At 43.4% G+C, this 19974-nt stretch carries 19 protein-coding genes; 8 read left to right on the top strand and 11 right to left on the bottom strand.

Translation table 11 applies throughout. The features are described from left to right. Positions 1-179: 179 nt before the first annotated feature. A complete protein-coding gene (gene polA, locus BLS59_RS19150; RefSeq protein ID WP_091151557.1) occupies positions 180-2987 on the top strand; it encodes a DNA polymerase I in 2808 nt (935 codons plus the stop codon). A 113-nt stretch (positions 2988-3100) separates the two neighbouring features. After that, positions 3101-3685, top strand: a complete 585-nt coding sequence (locus BLS59_RS19145; RefSeq protein ID WP_240315281.1) for a DUF2306 domain-containing protein — start codon at positions 3101-3103, stop codon at positions 3683-3685. Positions 3686-4240: 555 nt separating this feature from the next. Here the strand turns inward: BLS59_RS19145 and BLS59_RS19140 are convergent. Genes BLS59_RS19140 through BLS59_RS19130 form a run of 3 tightly spaced genes read right to left on the bottom strand, consistent with a single transcriptional unit; the run spans position 4241 to position 6394 of the window. Continuing rightward, the gene (locus BLS59_RS19140; RefSeq protein ID WP_091151553.1) at positions 4241-4519 is read right to left on the bottom strand and encodes a hypothetical protein; all 279 of its coding nucleotides are present in this window, start codon (positions 4517-4519) and stop codon (positions 4241-4243) included. Position 4520: 1 nt separating this feature from the next. After that, a complete protein-coding gene (locus tag BLS59_RS19135) occupies positions 4521-5312 on the bottom strand; it encodes an SDR family NAD(P)-dependent oxidoreductase (RefSeq protein WP_162842698.1) in 792 nt (263 codons plus the stop codon). 23 nt (positions 5313-5335) lie between these two features. Next, positions 5336-6394, bottom strand: a complete 1059-nt coding sequence (locus BLS59_RS19130; protein ID WP_091151551.1) for an NAD-dependent epimerase/dehydratase family protein — start codon at positions 6392-6394, stop codon at positions 5336-5338. Positions 6395-6546: 152 nt separating this feature from the next. Between BLS59_RS19130 and BLS59_RS19125 the strand changes: the two genes are divergently transcribed. The 4 genes from BLS59_RS19125 (at position 6547) to BLS59_RS19110 (ending at position 9357) form a co-directional block, all read left to right on the top strand. After that, on the top strand, positions 6547-6912 hold the full coding sequence (locus BLS59_RS19125; protein ID WP_091151549.1) for a TM2 domain-containing protein: 366 nt from the start codon (positions 6547-6549) through the stop codon (positions 6910-6912). A 28-nt stretch (positions 6913-6940) separates the two neighbouring features. Beyond that, on the top strand, positions 6941-8038 hold the full coding sequence (locus tag BLS59_RS19120; protein WP_091151547.1) for a Nif3-like dinuclear metal center hexameric protein: 1098 nt from the start codon (positions 6941-6943) through the stop codon (positions 8036-8038). Beyond that, positions 8038-8781 (top strand): zinc ribbon domain-containing protein, encoded by a 744-nt coding sequence (locus BLS59_RS19115; protein ID WP_091151546.1) that lies wholly within the window; start codon positions 8038-8040, stop codon positions 8779-8781. Before BLS59_RS19120 ends, BLS59_RS19115 begins: the two co-directional genes overlap by 1 nt. Positions 8782-8964: 183 nt before the next feature. Continuing rightward, the gene (locus BLS59_RS19110) at positions 8965-9357 is read left to right on the top strand and encodes a ribosomal maturation YjgA family protein (RefSeq protein WP_091151544.1); all 393 of its coding nucleotides are present in this window, start codon (positions 8965-8967) and stop codon (positions 9355-9357) included. 570 nt (positions 9358-9927) lie between these two features. Here the strand turns inward: BLS59_RS19110 and BLS59_RS19100 are convergent. The 5 genes from BLS59_RS19100 to BLS59_RS19075 all read right to left on the bottom strand — a co-directional run bounded on the left by BLS59_RS19100 (position 9928) and on the right by BLS59_RS19075 (position 14389). Next, positions 9928-10998: a PA0069 family radical SAM protein gene (locus BLS59_RS19100; protein WP_091151539.1), complete on the bottom strand. Its 1071-nt coding sequence runs from the start codon at positions 10996-10998 to the stop codon at positions 9928-9930. Positions 10999-11027: 29 nt separating this feature from the next. After that, positions 11028-11672, bottom strand: a complete 645-nt coding sequence (locus tag BLS59_RS19095; RefSeq protein WP_091151538.1) for a response regulator — start codon at positions 11670-11672, stop codon at positions 11028-11030. Then, positions 11635-12468 (bottom strand): sensor histidine kinase, encoded by an 834-nt coding sequence (locus BLS59_RS19090; protein ID WP_091151536.1) that lies wholly within the window; start codon positions 12466-12468, stop codon positions 11635-11637. Before BLS59_RS19090 ends, BLS59_RS19095 begins: the two co-directional genes overlap by 38 nt. Positions 12469-13152: 684 nt before the next feature. After that, positions 13153-13710, bottom strand: a complete 558-nt coding sequence (locus BLS59_RS19080) for a hypothetical protein (protein ID WP_143014170.1) — start codon at positions 13708-13710, stop codon at positions 13153-13155. Between the two features lie 298 nt (positions 13711-14008). Next, complete coding sequence (locus BLS59_RS19075) at positions 14009-14389, bottom strand: hypothetical protein (protein ID WP_091151529.1); 381 nt, start codon at positions 14387-14389, stop codon at positions 14009-14011. A gap of 230 nt (positions 14390-14619) precedes the next feature. Between BLS59_RS19075 and BLS59_RS19070 the strand changes: the two genes are divergently transcribed. Continuing rightward, entirely contained in the window at positions 14620-15705 is a 1086-nt protein-coding gene (locus BLS59_RS19070) for a metallophosphoesterase (protein WP_091151774.1), read from the top strand. Between the two features lie 175 nt (positions 15706-15880). Here the strand turns inward: BLS59_RS19070 and BLS59_RS19065 are convergent, their stop codons facing one another. From BLS59_RS19065 to rsfS, 3 genes are all read right to left on the bottom strand, one after another. Beyond that, complete coding sequence (locus tag BLS59_RS19065) at positions 15881-16525, bottom strand: LutC/YkgG family protein (RefSeq protein ID WP_091151528.1); 645 nt, start codon at positions 16523-16525, stop codon at positions 15881-15883. Between the two features lie 45 nt (positions 16526-16570). After that, on the bottom strand, positions 16571-18685 hold the full coding sequence (gene ftsH, locus BLS59_RS19060) for an ATP-dependent zinc metalloprotease FtsH (RefSeq protein ID WP_091151526.1): 2115 nt from the start codon (positions 18683-18685) through the stop codon (positions 16571-16573). 92 nt (positions 18686-18777) lie between these two features. Then, positions 18778-19152, bottom strand: a complete 375-nt coding sequence (gene rsfS / locus BLS59_RS19055; protein WP_091151524.1) for a ribosome silencing factor — start codon at positions 19150-19152, stop codon at positions 18778-18780. Positions 19153-19199: 47 nt separating this feature from the next. On the opposite strand from rsfS, the gene BLS59_RS19050 reads away from it, so the two are divergent. After that, positions 19200-19970, top strand: coding sequence for a biotin--[acetyl-CoA-carboxylase] ligase (locus BLS59_RS19050; protein WP_091151522.1), 771 nt, complete (start codon positions 19200-19202; stop codon positions 19968-19970). The last annotated feature ends 4 nt before the right edge of the window (positions 19971-19974 follow it).

Genomic DNA, 19974 nt, shown 5'->3' with positions numbered 1-19974 from the left:
TTAAACAACCTGCATTAGTGTGGGAAGAAGCTTTAGCAAATGAAGGTATCAACACATCAACATAAATTGTATTTTTGAAAAGCGACAATTCAATTTGATCTTTAATAAGTATCTGCTGATTATCAATAAAAATCACTTTAATCAGTGAGATCATATTACAATCAGCCTAATCATACATAATGAAAAAACTATTCCTTTTGGATGGCATGGCCCTTATTTACCGGGCGCATTTTGCTTTAAGTAAAAGTCCGCGGTTTACATCGGGCGGGTTAAATACATCGGCAGTAATGGGTTTTACCAACACCCTGCTTGATGTTTTGAAGAAAGAAAAACCAACCCATATGGCTGTGGTTTTTGATACCGAAGCACCAACCGAACGCCATACCGATTACGAAGCCTATAAGGCCCACCGCGAAGCCATGCCTGAGGACCTGTCAAAAGCCTTGCCTTACGTGGTAAAGCTCATATTAGGTTTCAATATACCAGTTATCACATCAGATGGGTACGAGGCAGATGACATCATAGGAACCCTTGCTAAAAAGGCCGAACAGAAGGGCTACCAGGTTTATTGTATGACACCCGATAAGGATTTTGCGCAACTGGTATCAGAAAATATCCGCATTTACAAACCTGCCCGCATGGGTAACGATATGGAGATATTGGGGGTTAAGGAAGTGCTGGAGAAATGGGAAATTGAACGCGTTGAGCAGGTTATAGATATTTTAGGTTTATGGGGCGATGCGGTAGATAATATCCCCGGCATCCCCGGCATTGGCGAAAAAACGGCCAAAGCGCTTATTAAACAATACGGCTCAATGGAAGAGATCATTGCTCATAGCCATGAACTAAAAGGCAAGCAGCGCGAAAACGTGGAGAACTTTGCCGAGCAAGGTTTACTCTCAAAAAAGCTGGCTACCATATTATTGAACGTACCCGTTGAACTGGATGAGGAAGGCCTGGAAATATGCGCCCCAAGCAAGGAGTTACTGGAGCCGCTTTTTGCCGAACTGGAATTCCGTACGCTGGGCAGGCGTGTTTTTGGCGATGATTTTTCTATTACCGAGTTTAAAGCAGCTGGTACCCAAACCGACTTGTTTGGCTCGCCGGTTGAAGAACGCCGTACCACCATGACCGTTGATGTGAAAGATATTCACGAAGACCTGGTTATCGCCTCAAAAAACATCAATAACGTACCCCACCAATACCACCTGGCCGATACGGTTGAAACCCGTGCCGAGCTGATTGCTTTGCTGCAACAGCAGGAATCATTTTGTTTTGATACCGAAACCACGGGCACCGATGCCAACCATTGCGAACTGGTAGGTTTATCCTTCGCGGTTAAGGCGGGCGAGGCCTGGTATGTACCCGTTCCGGCAGATCAGGAAGTGGTAAAAAGCATAGTGGCCGAATTTAAACCGGTATTGGAGAATGATAAAATTGGCAAGATTGGGCAAAACTTAAAGTTTGATATCCTGATGCTGAAATGGTATAACGTGCAGGTAAAAGGCAGCCTGTTTGATACCATGATGGCCCATTACGTGATAGATCCGGATACCCGCCACGGAATGGATATCCTGTCAGAAAATTACCTGGGCTATAAACCGGTTTCTATTACCGAACTCATAGGTGCTAAAGGCAAAAACCAAGGCAACATGCGTGATGTAGAGATCGAGAAGATAAAGGAATATGCTGCCGAGGATGCCGATATTACCCTGCAGCTTAAAACCATTTTTGAACCAAAGCTTAAAGAGGTGGAAAGCGAAAAGCTCATCCACGAAATTGAGCACCCCTTGATATACGTACTGGCCGATATTGAATACGAAGGCGTAAAGATAGACCATGATACCCTGCGCGAATTTAGCAAGGAACTGGAAACTGATATCGGCAAGCTGGAAAAAACAGTGTTTGAAAAAGCAGGCGTAAAGTTCAATATTGCATCGCCAAAGCAACTGGGCGAGGTATTGTTTGAAAAACTGCTGTTGGACCCTAAAGCAAAAAAAACAAAAACAGGACAGTATCAAACCGGCGAAGATGTGTTGCTTGCCCTTGCCGCCAAAAGCGATATTGTACGTGATATTCTTGATTTTCGCCAGCTGCAAAAACTAAAATCAACCTATGTTGATGCTTTGCCGCAAATGGTTAACCCTAAAACCGGCAGGGTGCATACCTCCTATAACCAGGCGGTAGCGGCAACTGGCCGGTTAAGCAGCAATAACCCCAACCTGCAAAACATCCCCATCCGCACAGAGCGGGGCAGGGAAGTGCGTAAAGCATTTATCCCAAGGAATGCCGGGCATACCATTGTATCTGCCGATTATTCGCAGATAGAGCTGCGCATTATTGCCGAGATCAGTAAAGACCCAAACATGATGCAGGCCTTTGTTGATAACCTGGATATCCACACTGCCACTGCCGCCAACGTGTACGGTATTGCTTTAGACCAGGTAAGCAGCGAGCAACGCCGCAATGCCAAGGCAGTTAACTTCGGTATTATTTACGGGCAGTCGGCATTTGGTTTATCGCAAAGCCTGGGCATTCCGCGTAAAGAGGCGGCAGATATTATTGAACAGTATTTTATCCAGTTTGCCGGTATTAAACAATACATGAGCGATACCATGAACTTTGCCCGCGAAAACGGCTACGTAACCACGCTGATGGGCAGGCGCCGGTATTTAAGGGATATCAACTCTGCCAACGCAACCGTACGCGGTTTTGCCGAGCGAAATGCCATTAACGCGCCTATACAAGGTTCGGCGGCAGATATGATCAAGATAGCCATGATAAACATTCACCAGGAGTTTATCATCCAAAAGCTAGATGCCCGCATGACCATGCAGGTACATGATGAGTTGGTGTTTGATGTACCACATGATGAAGTTGAAGTTGTAAAACCCATCATTATGCACAACATGAAAAACGCCATAAAAACAACGGTACCCATCATGGTAGAAATTGGCACTGGCTTAAACTGGCTGGAAGCGCATTAAACCAATTATTTTACAAGCATTCACTAAATTATAAATCACTGGAAATTGTAAGATATATTTTTAAAACCATAAGTGTTTACCTGCTTTTATCAGTAGCTGTTTTTTTAATGCTTATGGGTATTGTACGCTATTTGCCCATGCAGGATAATATTGGTTTTTTGCAGTTTAAGCAGGATTATATACATATTTTGCCTTGGAAAATAGCGTTCTACACACATGTGTTTACCGTTATATTTGCTTTACTTGCCGGCTTTACGCAGTTTTCTTCTTCGATATTAAAAGGATATAAGAATGTACATCGGTTGATGGGTAAAATATACGCCTGCGATATTTTATTCATCAACTTTCCGGCGGCCATGATCATGGCTGTGTATGCCAATGGACAATTACCCGGCAAAATCGCATTTGTTGTCTTGGATTGCCTTTGGTTTTGGTTTACCTATAAAGCGGTAGCTGAAATTAAAAAGGGGAATGTTTTGGCTCATAAACAGTTTATGATAAGGAGTTATGCCCTTACTGTTTCGGCAGTTACATTACGATGCTGGAAAATAGTTATCTTAAGTTTTGTATACGTTGAACCATTGCACCTATACATGATTGATGCATGGATGGGCTTTGTGCCTAATTTATTATTTGCCGAATGGTTGATAAAAAAGAAGCAAAAACCATTACCTTTCAATACGCAGGTTGTAAAGTAAAATGAAGGCTACAGCTGCGAGTATCAATAAAAAGCTAATAATACATGTTGCTGTGCTGATAAGAGAAACATGTTTATTTGCCTTCGCAATTAGTTTATTACGTACAGCTATTGTTATAAAGTAAGCGGCTACAGCCGCAATAACAAAGGGGAGTAAGAGGATAAAATAAAGCATAATATAGGTAATTGTAAGTTCAGGAGTAGGAATTAAAAACTAAAGTAAGATTTTTTGGCCAAATATCTTTAACACAAAAGCACGGGAGTTGTCAATGTTCGGGCTTTTTGAATGGAATGTTGGGGTGGTATAAAAAGTAATCGCTTCCAACTTTATTTTTTATGCCGCTTAAAAAAACACATACTTAGCAGCAATATGAAAACACTTTTATGGGGTTTGAAACAGTAAGGGAGTTTGATGATCATTCACTGCCGCGAGCTTTCAGCTCGTGGCTAACATGTTTTCAGCTTTCAGCTGAATAAAGCCGAAGGCTTTAACCTTGCCAACCCACGAGTTACGCTGCGCTAACCTCGCGGGAGTTTGAGCCCGATGATGACAAACCTATTGTGCCAAGGTAGCAGATGGTATAATATTATGCTTCATCAGCACCCGCAGCAGCGTATCGGCCGAAGTATTGGTATCTATATCCAGGCAAAAGCCGGTACGGTTGTTAATTTTTACCAGGCAGCTGTTGTACTTAAATTCCAGTACAATACCCCGCAAACTGCCGGTTTTTATGATGATGGTTTCATGGTTAATGAGTTGATAGCCGTTGCTGGTGCGGTTAAAAAAGCTGCACAGGTTTTTTATAAGGCGATATATGGGCAACGACAACAACATGTTACGCGTTTATAATAGTATTTAACCTGCGCCGTATAATACCATCTTTAATATACGAAGGCAATACGCTGTTCAGCAATACCAGCAGGCGGTTGGCTATGCCCGGCACAATTTCTTTTTTACCTTTCAGCAAGCCATCAATGGCAATGCGGGCCACCTGCCCGGGTTCCATAATGGTGGCTTTGGAAATGCCTTTTAAGCTACTGTTCATCACCAGCAGCTCGGGCTTGGTGTTTATCCCACCCGGACTAAGCAAACTGATCTTTACATTAGTGCCATAAAGTTCCAGCTGCAAACACCTGGTAAAATACCTGATGAATGATTTGGTGGCGCCGTAAACCTGCTTTTTGGGCACAATAAATAAACCGCCCAAGCTGCCCACGTTTAAAATATAGGAGGTAACCGTAACGTCGGTTTGCGCCAGGAACAGGCGGGTGAGCAGCACAGGGGTTACTACGTTCAGCTCTATCTGGGTTTTGTAAAAGGCGGTGCTTTTGTCGCCAAACCAGGCCCAATTACCCAGGCCTGCGTTGTTAATGAGCAGGTGCACCGTAATTTGGCGCTGCTGCAGGTAATCAAATATTTCGGGATAGCTTTCGGCGCGGGTAAGATCGGTTTCAATGACATCAACCCTAACCTCAAAATTTTTGCGGATAAAGGATGCCAGTTCGGGCAAGCCGGATGCCGGCAGCGATACCAATATCAGGTTTATACCACGCCCGGCCAGCTCAATGGCGAATGACTTACCCAGCCCCTCGCTGGCCCCGGTTACAATAGCGGTTTGCTGCTTCATAATGTTTTGCTGATGCATAGTAATTAACTGATTATTCTTATCTCCTGCCGCTGACTTTCCCATTCCTGCTGCTGTATGTTTGCGCCGCCCGCCTTTGCATCCATAATGCTTTTAATATGGACAACGGTTTTACGCAGCCCATCAGCAAAAGGGGTTATGCGGTAATTGAGTTGGGCAATGGCCTTGTCGCTGCTGTATTTCTGATCGTATTTTAAGCGTTCGGCAAACTCAGGTAAAAAAACAGGAGGCAGACCGGTTAGCTTTGTTTTAAGCCATTGCATACGGCTGTATATTTCAATGGCTTTTAATGGGATGTGCATCATGCCCAGTTGCCTGCCCGATACCTGTTGCAGCGTATCAAAAAAACTATTAAAGCTGATATCCTCGCCACCTAAAATATAGCGCTCGCCGGGTATTCCTTTATCCATGGCGGCAATGTGTCCGGCTACTACGTCATCTAAAAAAGCATAGTTGGCTACCTGTTGGCCGTTGCCGGGGATAAAGCGCCACCTGCCCCGCAAATAGCCCGAAACCATTTTGCCCACGGTATTGCTGTCGGTAATTGGTCCGCGGCCGTATAAACGTGATGGGTTTACGGTTACCACCTGCATGCCCTGTTTTACAAAATTGTTTACCTCCAGCTCGGCCAGGTATTTGGTGCGTTCGTAGGCAATTGGGAAACCTGCTATGCGCGGGTCGGCCTCGGTCATGGGGTGTTTAACGGTTGGTCCCCATACACCGCAGGTTGATGTATAAACCATTTTTTCAACACCGGTATGGCCTGCAATCTCCAGCACGTTGCGGGTGCCGGTAACATTGGTTTCGTGATAATCATTGGCATTGCGGCACCACATTTTGGCAAGCGCGGCGGTATGGTACACCTGCCGGCAACCCTGCATAGCCCGTTCCAGACTTTGCCGGTACAGGATATTACCCTCCGCGGCCTCCATATTTTTATGCTTTATTAAATAAGGGTGATTGGCATTGCGGCACAAAGCTTTTACCTCGTAACCTGCTGTAGCCAGCGCCAGGCAAAGTTGCCTGCCAATAAACCCCGTTGCCCCGGTAACTAATACTTTCATATACCGGTAATACAACAAGCCCCGGGCTTACCCCCATGGGTAAGGGATATTTAAGTGATAATTGTTAAGCTTAGTTAAATACCACAACAGAAATAGTTTTTATGATAAAATAAATTAAATTTGGAATAATATTTAAAAACCTTGAGCAACTTATGAACATGTACGCCGATCCTTACATGAATTTCCCGAATCTTAGTCCCGAAGAAATGGGTTTTTTACAGCAAGCTACCGCCGGACTTACCGAAAATCAAAAAAAATATTTCTATATGGTTTACACCAGTAAGCGCAAAAACGCGCAGGAGATATTGATATTCACCCTGTTGGGATTTGTTGTTATTGCAGGCGTGCAGCGTTTTGTACTGGGCCAGATTGGTATGGGAATCCTATATTTACTAACAGGCGGTTTTTGCTTTATAGGTACAATTGTTGATCTGGTTAACAATAAATCGCTTACATTAAAGTATAATAAAGATATGGCTTACGAAAGCCACCGCATGGCGATGATGTCTGCCGTGTAATATCTTTTGCTTATACTTATAATTGTTCATGAAATTAGCCACCCTTACTGCCTACCTCGAAAGCCTTGCGCCCCTCAATTACCAGGAGGAGTATGATAATGCCGGTCTTATAGTAGGCCACCCCGATCAGGAGGTTACGCAGGCCCTTATCTCGCTTGATTGTACCGAAGCTGTGGTTGACGAGGCCATTGCAACCGGCTGCCAGCTTATTATATCGCACCATCCGATTGTTTTTCGCGGGTTAAAAAAATTCAATAGCAAAACTTATGTGGAGCGTGTAGTTGAAAAAGCCATACGCAAAGGAATAGCGCTTTACGCCATACACACCAATCTGGATAATGTAATGAACGGGGTAAACACCCGCATCTGCGATACTCTTGGTTTAAAAAACTGCCGCATCCTGGCGCCAAAACATAACCTGTTAAAAAAACTGGTAACCTATGTGCCCGAAAGTAACGCCGATGAAGTACGTAATGCCCTGTTTGCAGCGGGCGCGGGCAACATTGGCAATTACAGCGAAACCAGCTTTAACAGCAATGGCACCGGGACCTTTAAAGGCAACGATGCTACCAACCCCTACGTGGGCGAACCGGGTAAGCGCCACCTGGAAAATGAGGTACGCATGGAAACCATTTACCCCGCCAATTTAGAGAGCAAAATTATAATGGCGCTCATATTAGCCCATCCTTACGAGGAAGTGGCCTATGATCTTTATAATTTAACCAATCAAAACCAAGAAGTAGGCTCGGGTATGATTGGCGAACTGGATGTGCCCCTGAACCAGGAGTCGTTCCTGTTTCATGTGAAGGATAAAATGCGCACGCACGTAATAAGGCATACCGCTTTAACCGGCCGGCCTGTTAAAAGAGTAGCTGTTTGCGGTGGTGCCGGAGGCTTTTTATTAAAGCAGGCCATAGCCGCCGGAGCCGACATTTTTATCACTGCCGATTACAAGTATCATGAGTTTTTTGATGCCGAAGGAAAAATAGTGATAGCAGATATCGGACACTTTGAGAGTGAACAATTTACGGCGCAACTATTGTATGAAATAATACGAAAAAAATTTCCTATCTTTGCCGTCCGTTTAACAGAAGTAAATACAAACCCCGTCAAATATTTTATTTAATGGAACAAACCGTAGAACAAAAGCTTAAAGCTTTATACGAACTACAAACCATCCACACTAAAATTGATAGAATCCGCCAGGTACGTGGCGAACTGCCAATGGAAGTTGCCGATCTGGAAGATGATGTTGCAGGTCTTGAAACCCGCATACAGAAGATCAAATTTGAGCTGGATGATGTAGAGGATGAGATAGTAACCCGCAAAAACCTGATCAAAGATGCTCAGGCAAATATCAAAAAATACGAAACGCAGCTTAACGAAGTTAAGAACAACCGTGAGTATGATGCCATATCAAAAGAAATTGAGATACAGGGATTAGATATTCAGGTAAGCGAGAAAAAAATAAGGGAATTTGGTTTTGAAATTGCTTCAAAAACCCAGGTTTACGAAAAAGCCCTTGCCGACTTAGAAGCACGCAAGAGCGATCTTGATGCCAAAAAAGACGAGTTAGGTACCATTACCGCCGAAACCGAAAAAGAAGAAACAGAGCTTACTGCCCAGGCAGAAAAAGCAATGCCAAACATCGAAGAGCGTTTATTAACCGCTTACACCCGCCTGCGTCAAAACGCTAAGAACGGTTTAGCAGTTGTAACCATACAGCGCGATTCATGCTCAGGCTGTTTCAACCAGATCCCGCCTCAGCGCCAGTCAGATATCCGTCAGCGTAAAAAGATCATCGTTTGCGAGCATTGCGGACGTATCCTTGTTGATGAGCAAATGGCCCTTGAAGCCGAAACTGTATAAGCAAACAACTTATAAATTATACAAAAGGCGCCTTTCGGGCGCCTTTTTTTTGTGGCATACCCTACCCCCCCCTTCTTGAGAAGGGGTACCGCCGACGGTGGGGCGGCGGGGATGGGTTTCTTCATGTTGCAAATCCAACATCTGCCCCTTGCATCCCCGTATATTTATCCCGATTATTGATCTATGCCAAGGCAACGATTTACTTACCTTATTTTCATCGTTATAACCATTATTACCGGCCTGCTATCACGGTATTTTAAGGCGGTTCCGTTATTTATTGGCGATATACTTTGGGCTACTATGGTTTACTTTATAGCCAGGTTCTTGCGTGTGAAAAAGCCTATGAAATTTGCGCTTACAGCAGGTTTATTGTTTTGCTTCGCGATAGAGTTTAGTCAGCTTTATAAAGCGCCGTGGATAAATGAGTTAAGACATACACTGTTTGGTCGCCTGGTTTTGGGCGAAGGATTTTTGTGGAGTGATCTGTTGTGTTACGTAGTGGGTATTGGGATAGGAATTTTGGTTGATAAGCTTATTAATAAAAACGCCCACTCGCGCGGGTTTAGCGTAACGTAACCCGTGTGAAAGCGAGGATTAAGCTTCCAGCCCGTACAGGCAAAAAACAATCCACGTCATTTGCCGCATAACACACCCCTCCGCCCCCTCAAGAGGGGAATCACGCAAGGCCATCGCTTTTTGTCTGCAATACAAACGCCCTTCTTGAGAAGGGGTGCGACCGACGGTGCTGGGGCAGGGATGTGTTTCTTGATTTTGCCAATGCCGAATAACACACCTCTCCGCCCTCTCAAGAGTGGAATCGCACAAGCCCTCGCTTGTTGTCTGCAATACAAACTCCCTTCTTGAGAAGGGGTGCGGCCGGCTGTGCGGTGGCGGGGATGTGTTTCTTGATTTTGCAATGCCGAATAACACACCCCTCCACCCCCCTCAAGAGGGGAATCGCGCAAGGCCATCGCTTTTGGCTGCAATACAAACGCCCTTCTTGAGAAGGGGTGCGGCCGGCTGTGCGGTGGCGGGGATGTGTTTCTTGATTTTGCAATGCCGAATAACACACCCCTCCACCCCCCTCAAGAGGGGAATCGCGCAAGGCCATCGCTTTTGGCTGCGGCTGACCAGAGATATACCCCCTCAAAACATACTCGTTTGCTTGCCGCCCCTTGGTACAAACAGGCTGTAATCATATTCGGGCATGACCCTATCGGCCATAAAGCGATTACAGGCCATTTTAAACATCTGGTGGATGGATTTTGCCACCTGGCCGTCGCCGCTCATACGGCGGCCATATTCGCTGTCGTTCAGCTTACCGTCGTGACATGAGCGTATCATGTTCAGCACCTTTTCGGCCCTGTCTGGGAAGGCTTTGTGGATCCAGTCGCTAAAGATCTCGGCAACGCTGCCATTGAGGCGCACCATCGTAAAACCTGCAGCCAGGGCACCTCTATCGGCCGCTGCCTTTATAATATTGGGCACCTCGTTACTGTTTAACCCAGGGATAATGGGGGCCGCCATCACCCTTACAGGGATGCCTTTTTCAGATAACTTTTGCACCACTGCCAAGCGGCCAGTAGCGGTTACGGTACGGGGTTCCAGCTTTTGGCGTAGCTGTTCGTTTAGCGAGGTTATGGATACGTTAACGTGTACAAGATTCATGGCGGCCAGTTCGGTAAGCAGGTCTATATCCCGCAGGATAACGTTGTTTTTGGTGATGATGCTTACGGGATTTTTATACTTCAAAAAAATTTCGAGCAGGTGGCGCGTAATGTTTAACCGGCGTTCGATGGGTTGGTAGCAATCTGTATTCCCCGACAGCATAATGCAAACCGGCTGATAATTTTTTTTATTAAAATATTGCTCAAGCAGCTGGGGGGCGTTGCGCTTTACGATGATCTTGCGTTCAAAATCAAGCCCGGCGCTAAAGCCGTAATATTCATGACTATTGCGGGCATAGCAGTAAATGCAGCCATGCTCGCAGCCCTGGTAGGGATTTATAGAGTACATATGACTCAAATCCGGACTGTTGGATTCGCTTACTATCTTCTTCGGGGTTTCCTCAAAAAGCTGCGTGGCTGTATTTTCCAGCAATGGCTCGTCCAAACCCTCAATGTGCTCGGCTACGTATTTGTTTTTAAGAAATTTATTGTGGGTGTTTACCTGTGCGCCCCGTCCCTTAAAAAAATCGGGATTATCCTCATGTGCCATTTAGCAAACTTGCTAAAAATATTAGCAAGTTACAAATCTATCAGCTTATTTTTTATGCTGTATAAAACCAGGCCAACGCGGCTTTTAATCTGTAGTTTTTCAAACAGCTGATCGCGGTAGCTATCAACCGTTCGCACGCTGATGCACATGGTATCGGCAATTTCCTTGTAGGTAAGCTCGGTGCTGGTGAGGCGTAAAAATTCAATTTCGCGGGGGTTAAGCTTTATTTGCGCGCTTTTATCTTCATTAAAATTATTGAGCAGGTGGCGGGTAACAAACTCCGGGTAGTACATATCGCCGGCAGCCACCTTAATAAGGGCGTTTTCAAATTCGTGCGGTTCGGCATCTTTAAGCAGGTAGCCCTTTACGCCCATTCTTACCATGGTTAAAACCTTTTCGGCATCCTCAAACATAGATAGGATGATGGTTTTTATGGAGGGATGAAATTTTTTAAGCCACTGTGCCGAGGCTATGCCATCCATAACGGGCATATTAATATCCAGCAAAATAATATCGGGAATAAAACCGGCGGTTATTTTTTCAATTAACTCCTTTCCGTTGCCGGCCTCAAACAAGATATCATAACGATTAAACCCTGCAATTAAAGAGGCAATTCCGCTTCTGAAGAGGCGGTGATCATCCACCAGGGCTATTTGAATGGGTTCCGTCGGCATAATTTTCGTTAGTCAGGGGATCAAGCGACAGCGTTATTAAACAGCCTTTGTGCGGGGCGCTTGTTATAACTGCCTGTGCACCAATCAAAGCCGCTCTGTTTGTTATGTTTCGCAACCCCGATCCGCTTTTGTCAGTAAGCTTTTCCGGTTGAAATCCAATACCATCATCTTCGATGGTCAAATTAAACATTTGGGGCTGATAATGCAAGCCAATTTTAAAGTTGGCCGCATTTGCATGTTTTAACACGTTATTTAAAGCCTCCTGAAATATTCGGAAAAACACCAGTTCGGCCTGTTCGCCCAGGCTGTATGCATCGCCATTTACTAAAAGCTCCATTTGTATAAGGCCGCTTTTATTTATCCGGGTTGCTTCTGATTCCAGCGTTTTAACCAGGCCCTGCGCGCTGATGTGTTCAAAGCTGAGGCTTTTTGATAGGTTGCGCACATCGTTAATGGTTTGCGATATCAGCTCGCGGTTATCATTGATCTTTGCCTTTACGGTATCGTCAACCGTATTGCCCAGCATACCCAGGTTTAGCTTTACAAATGATAGTACCTGGGTAATATTATCGTGCATTTCACGACTTACATCATTCAGGGTTTGTTCCTGTATCTCAATACGGGTTTTAAGCAGTTCCTGTTTAAAGGAAGCCTTAAGCTCGGCCTTTTCCAGCCGGTTCTTGTTTTGTTTTTTTTGAAACATCAATAAAAAACCCACCATAAAAAACCCCAATAGCAGCAAAAAAGCGGTGCCTGCTATTATTATAAGGATAACTTGTTCGTCTTGAAAGAGCATAAGAATGCGGTTATTAAAAGAATATTGAGTAAAATATTTGCAATGCCTGGAATAGTAGATGCAAGGATATAAAAATGATAATTGTTTTTATAAGCCATAAAACTAAAACACGAATAAAAAAGGAATTTTCCGGTAATGTAAAAAAATGAGCCGGTTGCTACCAAAAAGGGCGTGTGTTTTAAAAGTATCAGGCCATCAGGGGCTTCATCAAATAAATGATAGTAGTAAATACAAATTAAGGTTAAGATAAACAAGCAATACAATATTTCAGAAATGGTATTTAATTTCCAGAAGCCTTGTATAAAGATCATATTTATACAAGCAAATAACAGTATAATGGCTGCACCAATGTATACTTTTCTTTTATAGTTGGCTTTTTTTACAATTGATGCCATATAAAAGGTGAAAAGGCAAAACTCAACCATCTCCTGGAAGTTGGCGCAAGAAGAATCGGTATTGTGAAATAAAAGCAAATCCCACATGCTTAATGATTCATAAATCACCGCAAATCCCAGGTACCTAACAAACCATTTAAAGTTTTTATCGAGGCTTTTGAAAGTATATAAACCGAAACCAAAAGTTATAATTAAGGTAACGTAATAAATTTTAAAGAACATTTAATGCTGTGATATTTAGATGTGTTATCCTAAGCCAAAATCTAACAATAACTGGCATTTGGTGTAGCTATTGTTCTTGTAATGATCGTTTTTCTGTTTTTGATGAATATGCAAAGGATACTATCAGCAGAAAATTGAGAAATAAGTTTGCAAGACTTGGAATGATGCCGGCAAGTATATAAAAATGATAATTATTTTTATAGGCCATATAACTAAAGCACGAGTAAAAAAAAGATTTTGAAGCGATGTAAAAAAGCAATCCCGTTGCAGCTAAAAATGGCGGGTGCTTTAAAAGCATTATTTCTTCCTTGGCTTCGTTTAATAAAATATAATAATAAGTACAAACCAATGTCAGTATAAATAAACACTGAGATAAACCGGAAATGGTATTTCGCTTCCAAAACCCCTGTACAAAAAGCATATTTGTAAAAGAAAGCAGTAATATAAAGGAGGCAATTACATATATATTTCGTTTAAAGGTAGGTTTTTGTATAATAGATGCCATAAAATAGGTAAACAGGCAAAATTCAATTATTTCCACAAAATTATTACCCGGCGCATTTGTGCCGTTCCAAATAAGCCATCTTTCAATTAAGGGACATTCGTAAACTATCGAGAATGCCATATATAATACAAGCCATTTAAAATTTTTATTGAGGCTTTTGTATGTATATAAACCGCAAGCAAAGGTTACAATTAAAGAAACGTAGTAAATGTTAAAAAGCATATTAATACCGGCGATTTTTTAAAAGTAGTGAAACTATTAAAGAAAATGAATACCAGCAAATATACTACGGGGGTGTATTAGTATGAGGAGCGCTTCTTTGTTTTGATGAACATACATACTTGTGATTTCTTTAAATTTAATACTAAATAAATTATAAGTAACAATACAAAAAAACCACAAGTATGAATTACAATTTTTAAGCCGTAAACGGTGGGACAGGCGGTGGAATAGGCGGCGGGCAAAATGGCGGGCACTCTTTACCTAAATTTTGCGGATCAAAGCCGGATATCAAAACCTTGCCGGTAGAGATAGCATCAGTTTCATCGGCATCGGTGCCAATAAACACCAATGTAGTTTGATTGGGCGCCTTGGCTTGTGTAGCGTCATAAGCGGCCAGGTAAACTCTTACTCCGGTAGTTTCTGCAGGTAAGCCAGCAACAAATTCTTTAAAGGATGCAATGTCAAACCAAACAGATTGGGTGTCATTAAGTCCATAAGTTTTGTCAATCAGCGCCTTACGGGTAGTTTGATAGCGCGCTATCATTCCCTGGGCGACTTGTAAATCAATTTTTTCCATAATATAAAACGGGGGTTAGTTAAGCAGCAATTTACACATAGAAAAGCAAACTCAATTATGGCTTAACGTGTTTACAGCTAAATATGAAAGAAATATTTTATGCGGATAATAACTTTCGTGCAACTAAAAAAAGGCGGTTTTCATAAGACATTCATAGTGAATATATAAGCTTTGTTTTTGAACGCTTGTCAAACAAAATAGGCTATATTGCTATTCACCTAATAAAAAATATGCGCAGGTTCCTGCAAAAATTATTAACAGGCCCCGTGGCCAGGTTTGCCGACAAGATCTCGTCGCGCCCCGACAAAAAACGGGTGGACCGAGCCCTGAGCAATCTTTATAAAAGTATCCTTACCAAGCCGGGTAAAAAGGGGCTGGTGATTCCCTTTAACAGCCAAACAGATAGCTATATCATCCTCTCCGATCAGCATAAGGGTGCCCGGGACGATATGGATATTTTTGCCCTGGCCGAGAAGAATTACCTGACCGCACTTGACCATTACGACAACGAAAAATTCTTTTACATTAACCTGGGCGATAGCGAAGAACTTTGGGAAAACCTGTTCATCACCATAAAACGGCACAACAAGGCCACTTTTGATGCCGAAAAACGGTTCATAAAACGCAAGGCTTTCCTCAAGATATTTGGGAATCATGATCTTTACTGGGATAACGATCCGCTGGCTATTCCCGGCTTAATGCAAATTTATGGCGAGGCCATAAAGATTTACGAGGGTGCTATCCTGCAAACCACTATCAACAAAAAGCCTCTTAATATTTATATGACGCACGGTCACCAGGGCGATTTGCAAAGCGATGGCAACTGGTTTAGCAAATGGTTCGTGTCCGACATATGGGCGCCGCTGCAGGCCTATTTAAAAATCAACCCCAACACGCCTGCCAATAATGACCAGCTTAAAACAGATCATAACCGCATCATGTATGAGTGGAGTTCGACGCGGGAACACACGCTGCTTATTACCGGACACACACACCAGCCGGTATTTAAATCATTAACCCACCTGGAAAAACTGTATGATGAAATGGCCCGTGCAAAAAAAGCTAATAATACAGCCGCCCTTGCCGAAATTGAAAAGCAAATTACCAACCGCCACATGCAGGGCGATGCTGTGCCTGATTTTAGCACCTACCACCCCACCTATTTTAATAGCGGCTGCTGCTGTTTCAACGATGGCGATATCACCGGCATAGAAATAGCCCAGGGCAGCATCCGCCTCATAAAATGGGAGTACAACCAACAAAACAAAAGCGAACGTATAGTATTGGATGAATGTAAGCTGGAGGAGTTGGTGTGAGGGGGGGGGGTAAGCACTCTCACAATAAAACGGTTGTCATTTCGAAACAAGGTACGAGTGAGAAATCTTATGCGGCTTTGGATGTGTGCTATCATTATCCGATATGTATAAAGTACAAGATTTCTCACTCGTACCTCGTTTCGAAATGACAAACGGCCAACCTAAAAATCCAGGTTCAGACAGAGTCATCCAGCAAAAACACAAACAGTTCCTTGGGGCCGTGGGCACCGAGGACCAATGTTTTTTCGATATCGGCGGTGCGGCTTGGACCGGTTACATTGCTGATCATTGATGGCAGGCGGGTGCCGTATTTGCTTTTTATCAGCTTAAACCCGTCTTTAAGATCAAGCACCATTTGCGATGTATAGGCCAGCACAATATGCACCGGCGGATAAATGCTTAAACGCCTGCCGGCCGTGTTACCGTTTGAGAGCAGAATGCTGCCGTTACGGGCAATTAAAGCTTCGCAAAAGGTAAAGCCAACTTCGGCCTGGTCAAAATCTTTGTCCGTTTCGTAAAAAGGGTATTCAAAGCGGGTAAGTATTTCCTGCAAGCCGGGTTCCCAGCAGTATATTTTGTGCCAGTTACGTTCTTCGGCAAGACTAAGCAGGGTTTCTATGAACTGAATTTCATCTTCGCAAAACACAAACTGGCCATTAACGGCCGAAAATTGTTCGGCAAAAATAACTTCGGGTATTTCCTCATCATTGGCGTAAAGCGGCAGATCTTCCAGTTGGGGATATGGGTTGTCCCTTTTTTCCAGCAGCGCCTTACGGATCTTTTTAAGTAGTTTTTCTTTTGATGTGGTGATATCCCTCATAGCTAAAAAGCAAAGCCACCAGCTTTGCTGATGGCTTTAAAAATATTATTTTGTTATGGTAGTTTCGGGGCCCTGCTCTTCCATGTTGGATAGCTCGGGTTTAATTAAACTATCAGGGATAGCGTTATTATCCGGTATTAAGGCCGGCTCGCCGTTTACAAACTTATCATAAGCAGTACGGTGCTCAAATGGGCGCTTGCCTAAAAGCTCTTCCAGATCGGCCTGGAACAGTACTTCTTTTTCCAGCAATTTGGCGGCAATAAGCTCCAAACCATCGCGGTGTTTAATTAACAGCTCTTTTGTTTTGGCATACACCTCATCAATCAGCTTGCGTACTTCAGAGTCAATTAACTCGGCAGTGCTATCTGAATATGGTTTGCTGAACTGGTTTTCGCCTTGCGGATCGTAAAAGGATACGTTACCAACCTTATCATTCATACCGTAAATTTTTACCATACCGTAAGCCAGGCGGGTAATGCGTTCCAGATCGCTAAGGGCACCGGTAGTTATTTTACCAAAGGTAATATCCTCGGCAACACGGCCACCCATTGACAGTATCATATCGTCAATAAGCTCTTCCTTGGCTACCAGAAATCTTTCGTTCGGTAAATACTGGGCATAACCTAAAGCGGCAACACCACGCGGAACGATGGATACTTTTACCAACGGATCGGTGTGCTCTAAAAACCAGCCTGCAATAGCGTGACCGGCTTCGTGATAAGCAACCACACGTTTTTCTTCGGGCGATATCAGCGTGTTCTTTTTCTCTAAACCGCCAATTACACGGTCAATAGCATCCTGAAAATCCGACATGTCAACCGCTTCTTTGTTTTTACGGGCAGCTATAAGGGCAGCCTCGTTACAAACATTGGCAATTTCGGCACCGGCAAAGCCTGGTGTTTGTGCCGATAGCTTTTTAGCATCAACGTTATCAGATAATTTGATAGGTTTCAAGTGAACCTTGAAAATTTGCTCGCGACCGATCAAATCCGGTTTATCAATAGATACCTGCCTGTCAAAACGTCCCGGACGTAATAAGGCCGAATCCAGTACATCCGGACGGTTGGTTGCTGCTAATATGATAATACCAGAGTCGGTACCGAAACCATCCATCTCCACCAATAACTGGTTAAGGGTGTTTTCGCGCTCATCATTACCACCTACAATATTGTTTTTACCACGGGCACGGCCAATAGCATCAATTTCATCAATAAAGATGATACATGGTGCCTTATCCTTTGCCTGGCGGAAAAGGTCACGTACACGCGATGCACCCACACCCACAAACATCTCCACAAAGTCAGAGCCCGACAGGGAGAAGAAAGGAACGTGAGCTTCGCCTGCTACGGCTTTTGCCAACAGGGTTTTACCTGTACCCGGCGAGCCTACCAGCAATGCGCCTTTAGGTATTTTACCACCCAGGTTAGTGTATTTTTTAGGGTTTTTAAGGAAATCTACAATTTCCATTACCTCTTGCTTGGCTTCTTCTAAACCGGCAACATCATTAAAGGTTACAGTTACCTGCGCCTCTTTATCAAACAGGGTAGCTTTTGATTTACCAATGTTAAAGATCTGACCGCCCGGGCCACCGCCTGCACCACCGCTCATGCGGCGCATGATAAAGATCCATACGGCGGCAAACAGGATAACCATAATAATGCCCTGTACCAGCCAGTTTGACAAGATGCTTTCGCGGCCCTGCTCAAATTGTACCGATATTTTTTCGCTCTCCGGAAAATCCTTCTGGGCAACGGCTACCGATTGCTTTAAGCTTTCGTATGATGCATCAGTAAAGATATACTGCGGACCGGTGCTGGTTGTAGTGTTCAGCATGTTTTTATCCTTGCTGGCATCGGCATACTCGGCTTTGCTAAGACTTGCTTTTTTCAGATAAACTTCGGCCATCACCAAATCGCCGCTTTTGTAGGCAATAATCTTATCTACATCATGCTGTTTAATCATCTGCGCATCAACCCGTTGAAAGGTGATGGGTTTTATCGAATTTCCCCCTAACAGTGTAGAGGCAAGTAAAAAGGCCAAAACAAGGATGCCATAAAGCCACATAATATTAAACTTAGGTGGTTTTGGCGGTGTTTTTTTATTAAGGATTTTCCTTATTGGTTTCGGACTTTCTGATTTACTATCTTTAATATCTTTCATTTCTTTGTTAACGTGCTCAAACTTACAATCTATAATTTAAAATACAAGGCTAATAGCAAGACGCTGCTACCCCCGCTTTTGTTACTCATGTTTTAAGCGCTTTTGTAATATTTAATTTCGGCATCGCCCCAAAGGTCTTCAACGCCGTAAAATTCCCTTTTGTCTGTACGGAAAACGTGGATCACAACATCCACATAATCAAGCAGTATCCACTCACCGTGCTCCAGTCCTTCTTTGCGCCACGGCTCTTGCTGTATGGCTTTAAAAATTTCGTCTTCAACACTGTTGGCTATCGCTTTAACCTGCGTGGTCGAATCGGCATGACATACTACAAAGTAATCGGTTACCGAGCTTTTTAAGTTACGAAGGTCTAACCTTACTATTTCGTTTCCCTTCTTTTCCTGTATACCATGTATGGCCAGTTCAGAAATATAGGTGGATTGATTTAACACTTTATTTTTTACCATCAAAAAGAATTAGTTTTGAACGTTTTTGGGTTAAAAATTATTATACTTTGCAAAATAACATATTTTCGGGATTATTTGTTGGTCAAAATTTGGTAACAATTAAAGAAGTAGACTCAACAAATAGTTTCCTCAAAACATTACTGTCAAATTCCAAGCCAGTGCCCGAGGGTACGGTCATTATGGCAGAAAGCCAATATGCCGGTCGTGGGCAGCAGCAAAACAAATGGCATAGCGAGCCGGGGAAAAACCTTACTTTCAGCATTTTATTAACGCCCACATTTTTACCCGTTTCGCAGCAGTTTGATCTTACAAGGGTAATTAGCTTAGGCGTTTACGAGGCCCTGCGCCCCATTTTGGGCGACGAGTTAAAAATAAAATGGCCCAACGATATTTATTTTGCAGACCGTAAGCTTGGCGGTATTTTAATTGAAACCCACTTGCAGGGCACCCGCATAAAAGACGCCATTATTGGCATAGGCCTCAATATAAACCAGGAGCATTTTGAGGCCGGGGCAGGTAATGCCATATCTGTAAAACAAATCTTACATAAAGATTATGATTTACGAGCATTATTATCTGAAATTTGCGGTAATATAGAGGCGTATTACCTTCAGCTTAAAGCAGGTAAGCATTTACTTGTAAGGAATACGTACTTAACCCGACTATACTGGTTAAACCAGCAGCGGGCTTTCCGGTCAAACGGGGTGGTGTTTAACGGCACCATTATAAATGTAAAGGACGAGGGTTTGCTGGTTGTTGATAATAATAGCGGGCTACAGGAGTTTAGCTTAAAACAAATTGAATTTTTAAACAAATAATTAA

Source organism: Mucilaginibacter pineti (assembly GCF_900101875.1).
Lineage (GTDB): Bacteria > Bacteroidota > Bacteroidia > Sphingobacteriales > Sphingobacteriaceae > Mucilaginibacter > Mucilaginibacter pineti.
The sequence above is the reverse complement of the archived record's forward strand: the minus strand, read 5'-3'. Positions and strand labels throughout refer to the sequence as shown.

Coding starts and splice junctions, on each gene's coding strand:
- rsfS (WP_091151524.1), bottom strand. CDS start 19,152: ATGGTAAAAAATAAAGTGTTAAATCAATCCACCTATATTTCTGAACTG.
- BLS59_RS19070 (WP_091151774.1), top strand. CDS start 14,620: ATGCGCAGGTTCCTGCAAAAATTATTAACAGGCCCCGTGGCCAGGTTT.
- BLS59_RS19100 (WP_091151539.1), bottom strand. CDS start 10,998: ATGGCACATGAGGATAATCCCGATTTTTTTAAGGGACGGGGCGCACAG.
- BLS59_RS19065 (WP_091151528.1), bottom strand. CDS start 16,525: ATGAGGGATATCACCACATCAAAAGAAAAACTACTTAAAAAGATCCGT.
- BLS59_RS19115 (WP_091151546.1), top strand. CDS start 8,038: ATGGAACAAACCGTAGAACAAAAGCTTAAAGCTTTATACGAACTACAA.
- BLS59_RS19125 (WP_091151549.1), top strand. CDS start 6,547: ATGAACATGTACGCCGATCCTTACATGAATTTCCCGAATCTTAGTCCC.
- BLS59_RS19075 (WP_091151529.1), bottom strand. CDS start 14,389: ATGGAAAAAATTGATTTACAAGTCGCCCAGGGAATGATAGCGCGCTAT.
- BLS59_RS19095 (WP_091151538.1), bottom strand. CDS start 11,672: ATGCCGACGGAACCCATTCAAATAGCCCTGGTGGATGATCACCGCCTC.
- BLS59_RS19080 (WP_143014170.1), bottom strand. CDS start 13,710: ATGGCATTCTCGATAGTTTACGAATGTCCCTTAATTGAAAGATGGCTT.
- BLS59_RS19145 (WP_240315281.1), top strand. CDS start 3,101: ATGGGTATTGTACGCTATTTGCCCATGCAGGATAATATTGGTTTTTTG.
- BLS59_RS19140 (WP_091151553.1), bottom strand. CDS start 4,519: ATGTTGTTGTCGTTGCCCATATATCGCCTTATAAAAAACCTGTGCAGC.
- BLS59_RS19110 (WP_091151544.1), top strand. CDS start 8,965: ATGCCAAGGCAACGATTTACTTACCTTATTTTCATCGTTATAACCATT.
- BLS59_RS19120 (WP_091151547.1), top strand. CDS start 6,941: ATGAAATTAGCCACCCTTACTGCCTACCTCGAAAGCCTTGCGCCCCTC.
- BLS59_RS19130 (WP_091151551.1), bottom strand. CDS start 6,394: ATGAAAGTATTAGTTACCGGGGCAACGGGGTTTATTGGCAGGCAACTT.
- ftsH (WP_091151526.1), bottom strand. CDS start 18,685: ATGAAAGATATTAAAGATAGTAAATCAGAAAGTCCGAAACCAATAAGG.
- polA (WP_091151557.1), top strand. CDS start 180: ATGAAAAAACTATTCCTTTTGGATGGCATGGCCCTTATTTACCGGGCG.
- BLS59_RS19135 (WP_162842698.1), bottom strand. CDS start 5,312: ATGAAGCAGCAAACCGCTATTGTAACCGGGGCCAGCGAGGGGCTGGGT.
- BLS59_RS19090 (WP_091151536.1), bottom strand. CDS start 12,468: ATGCTCTTTCAAGACGAACAAGTTATCCTTATAATAATAGCAGGCACC.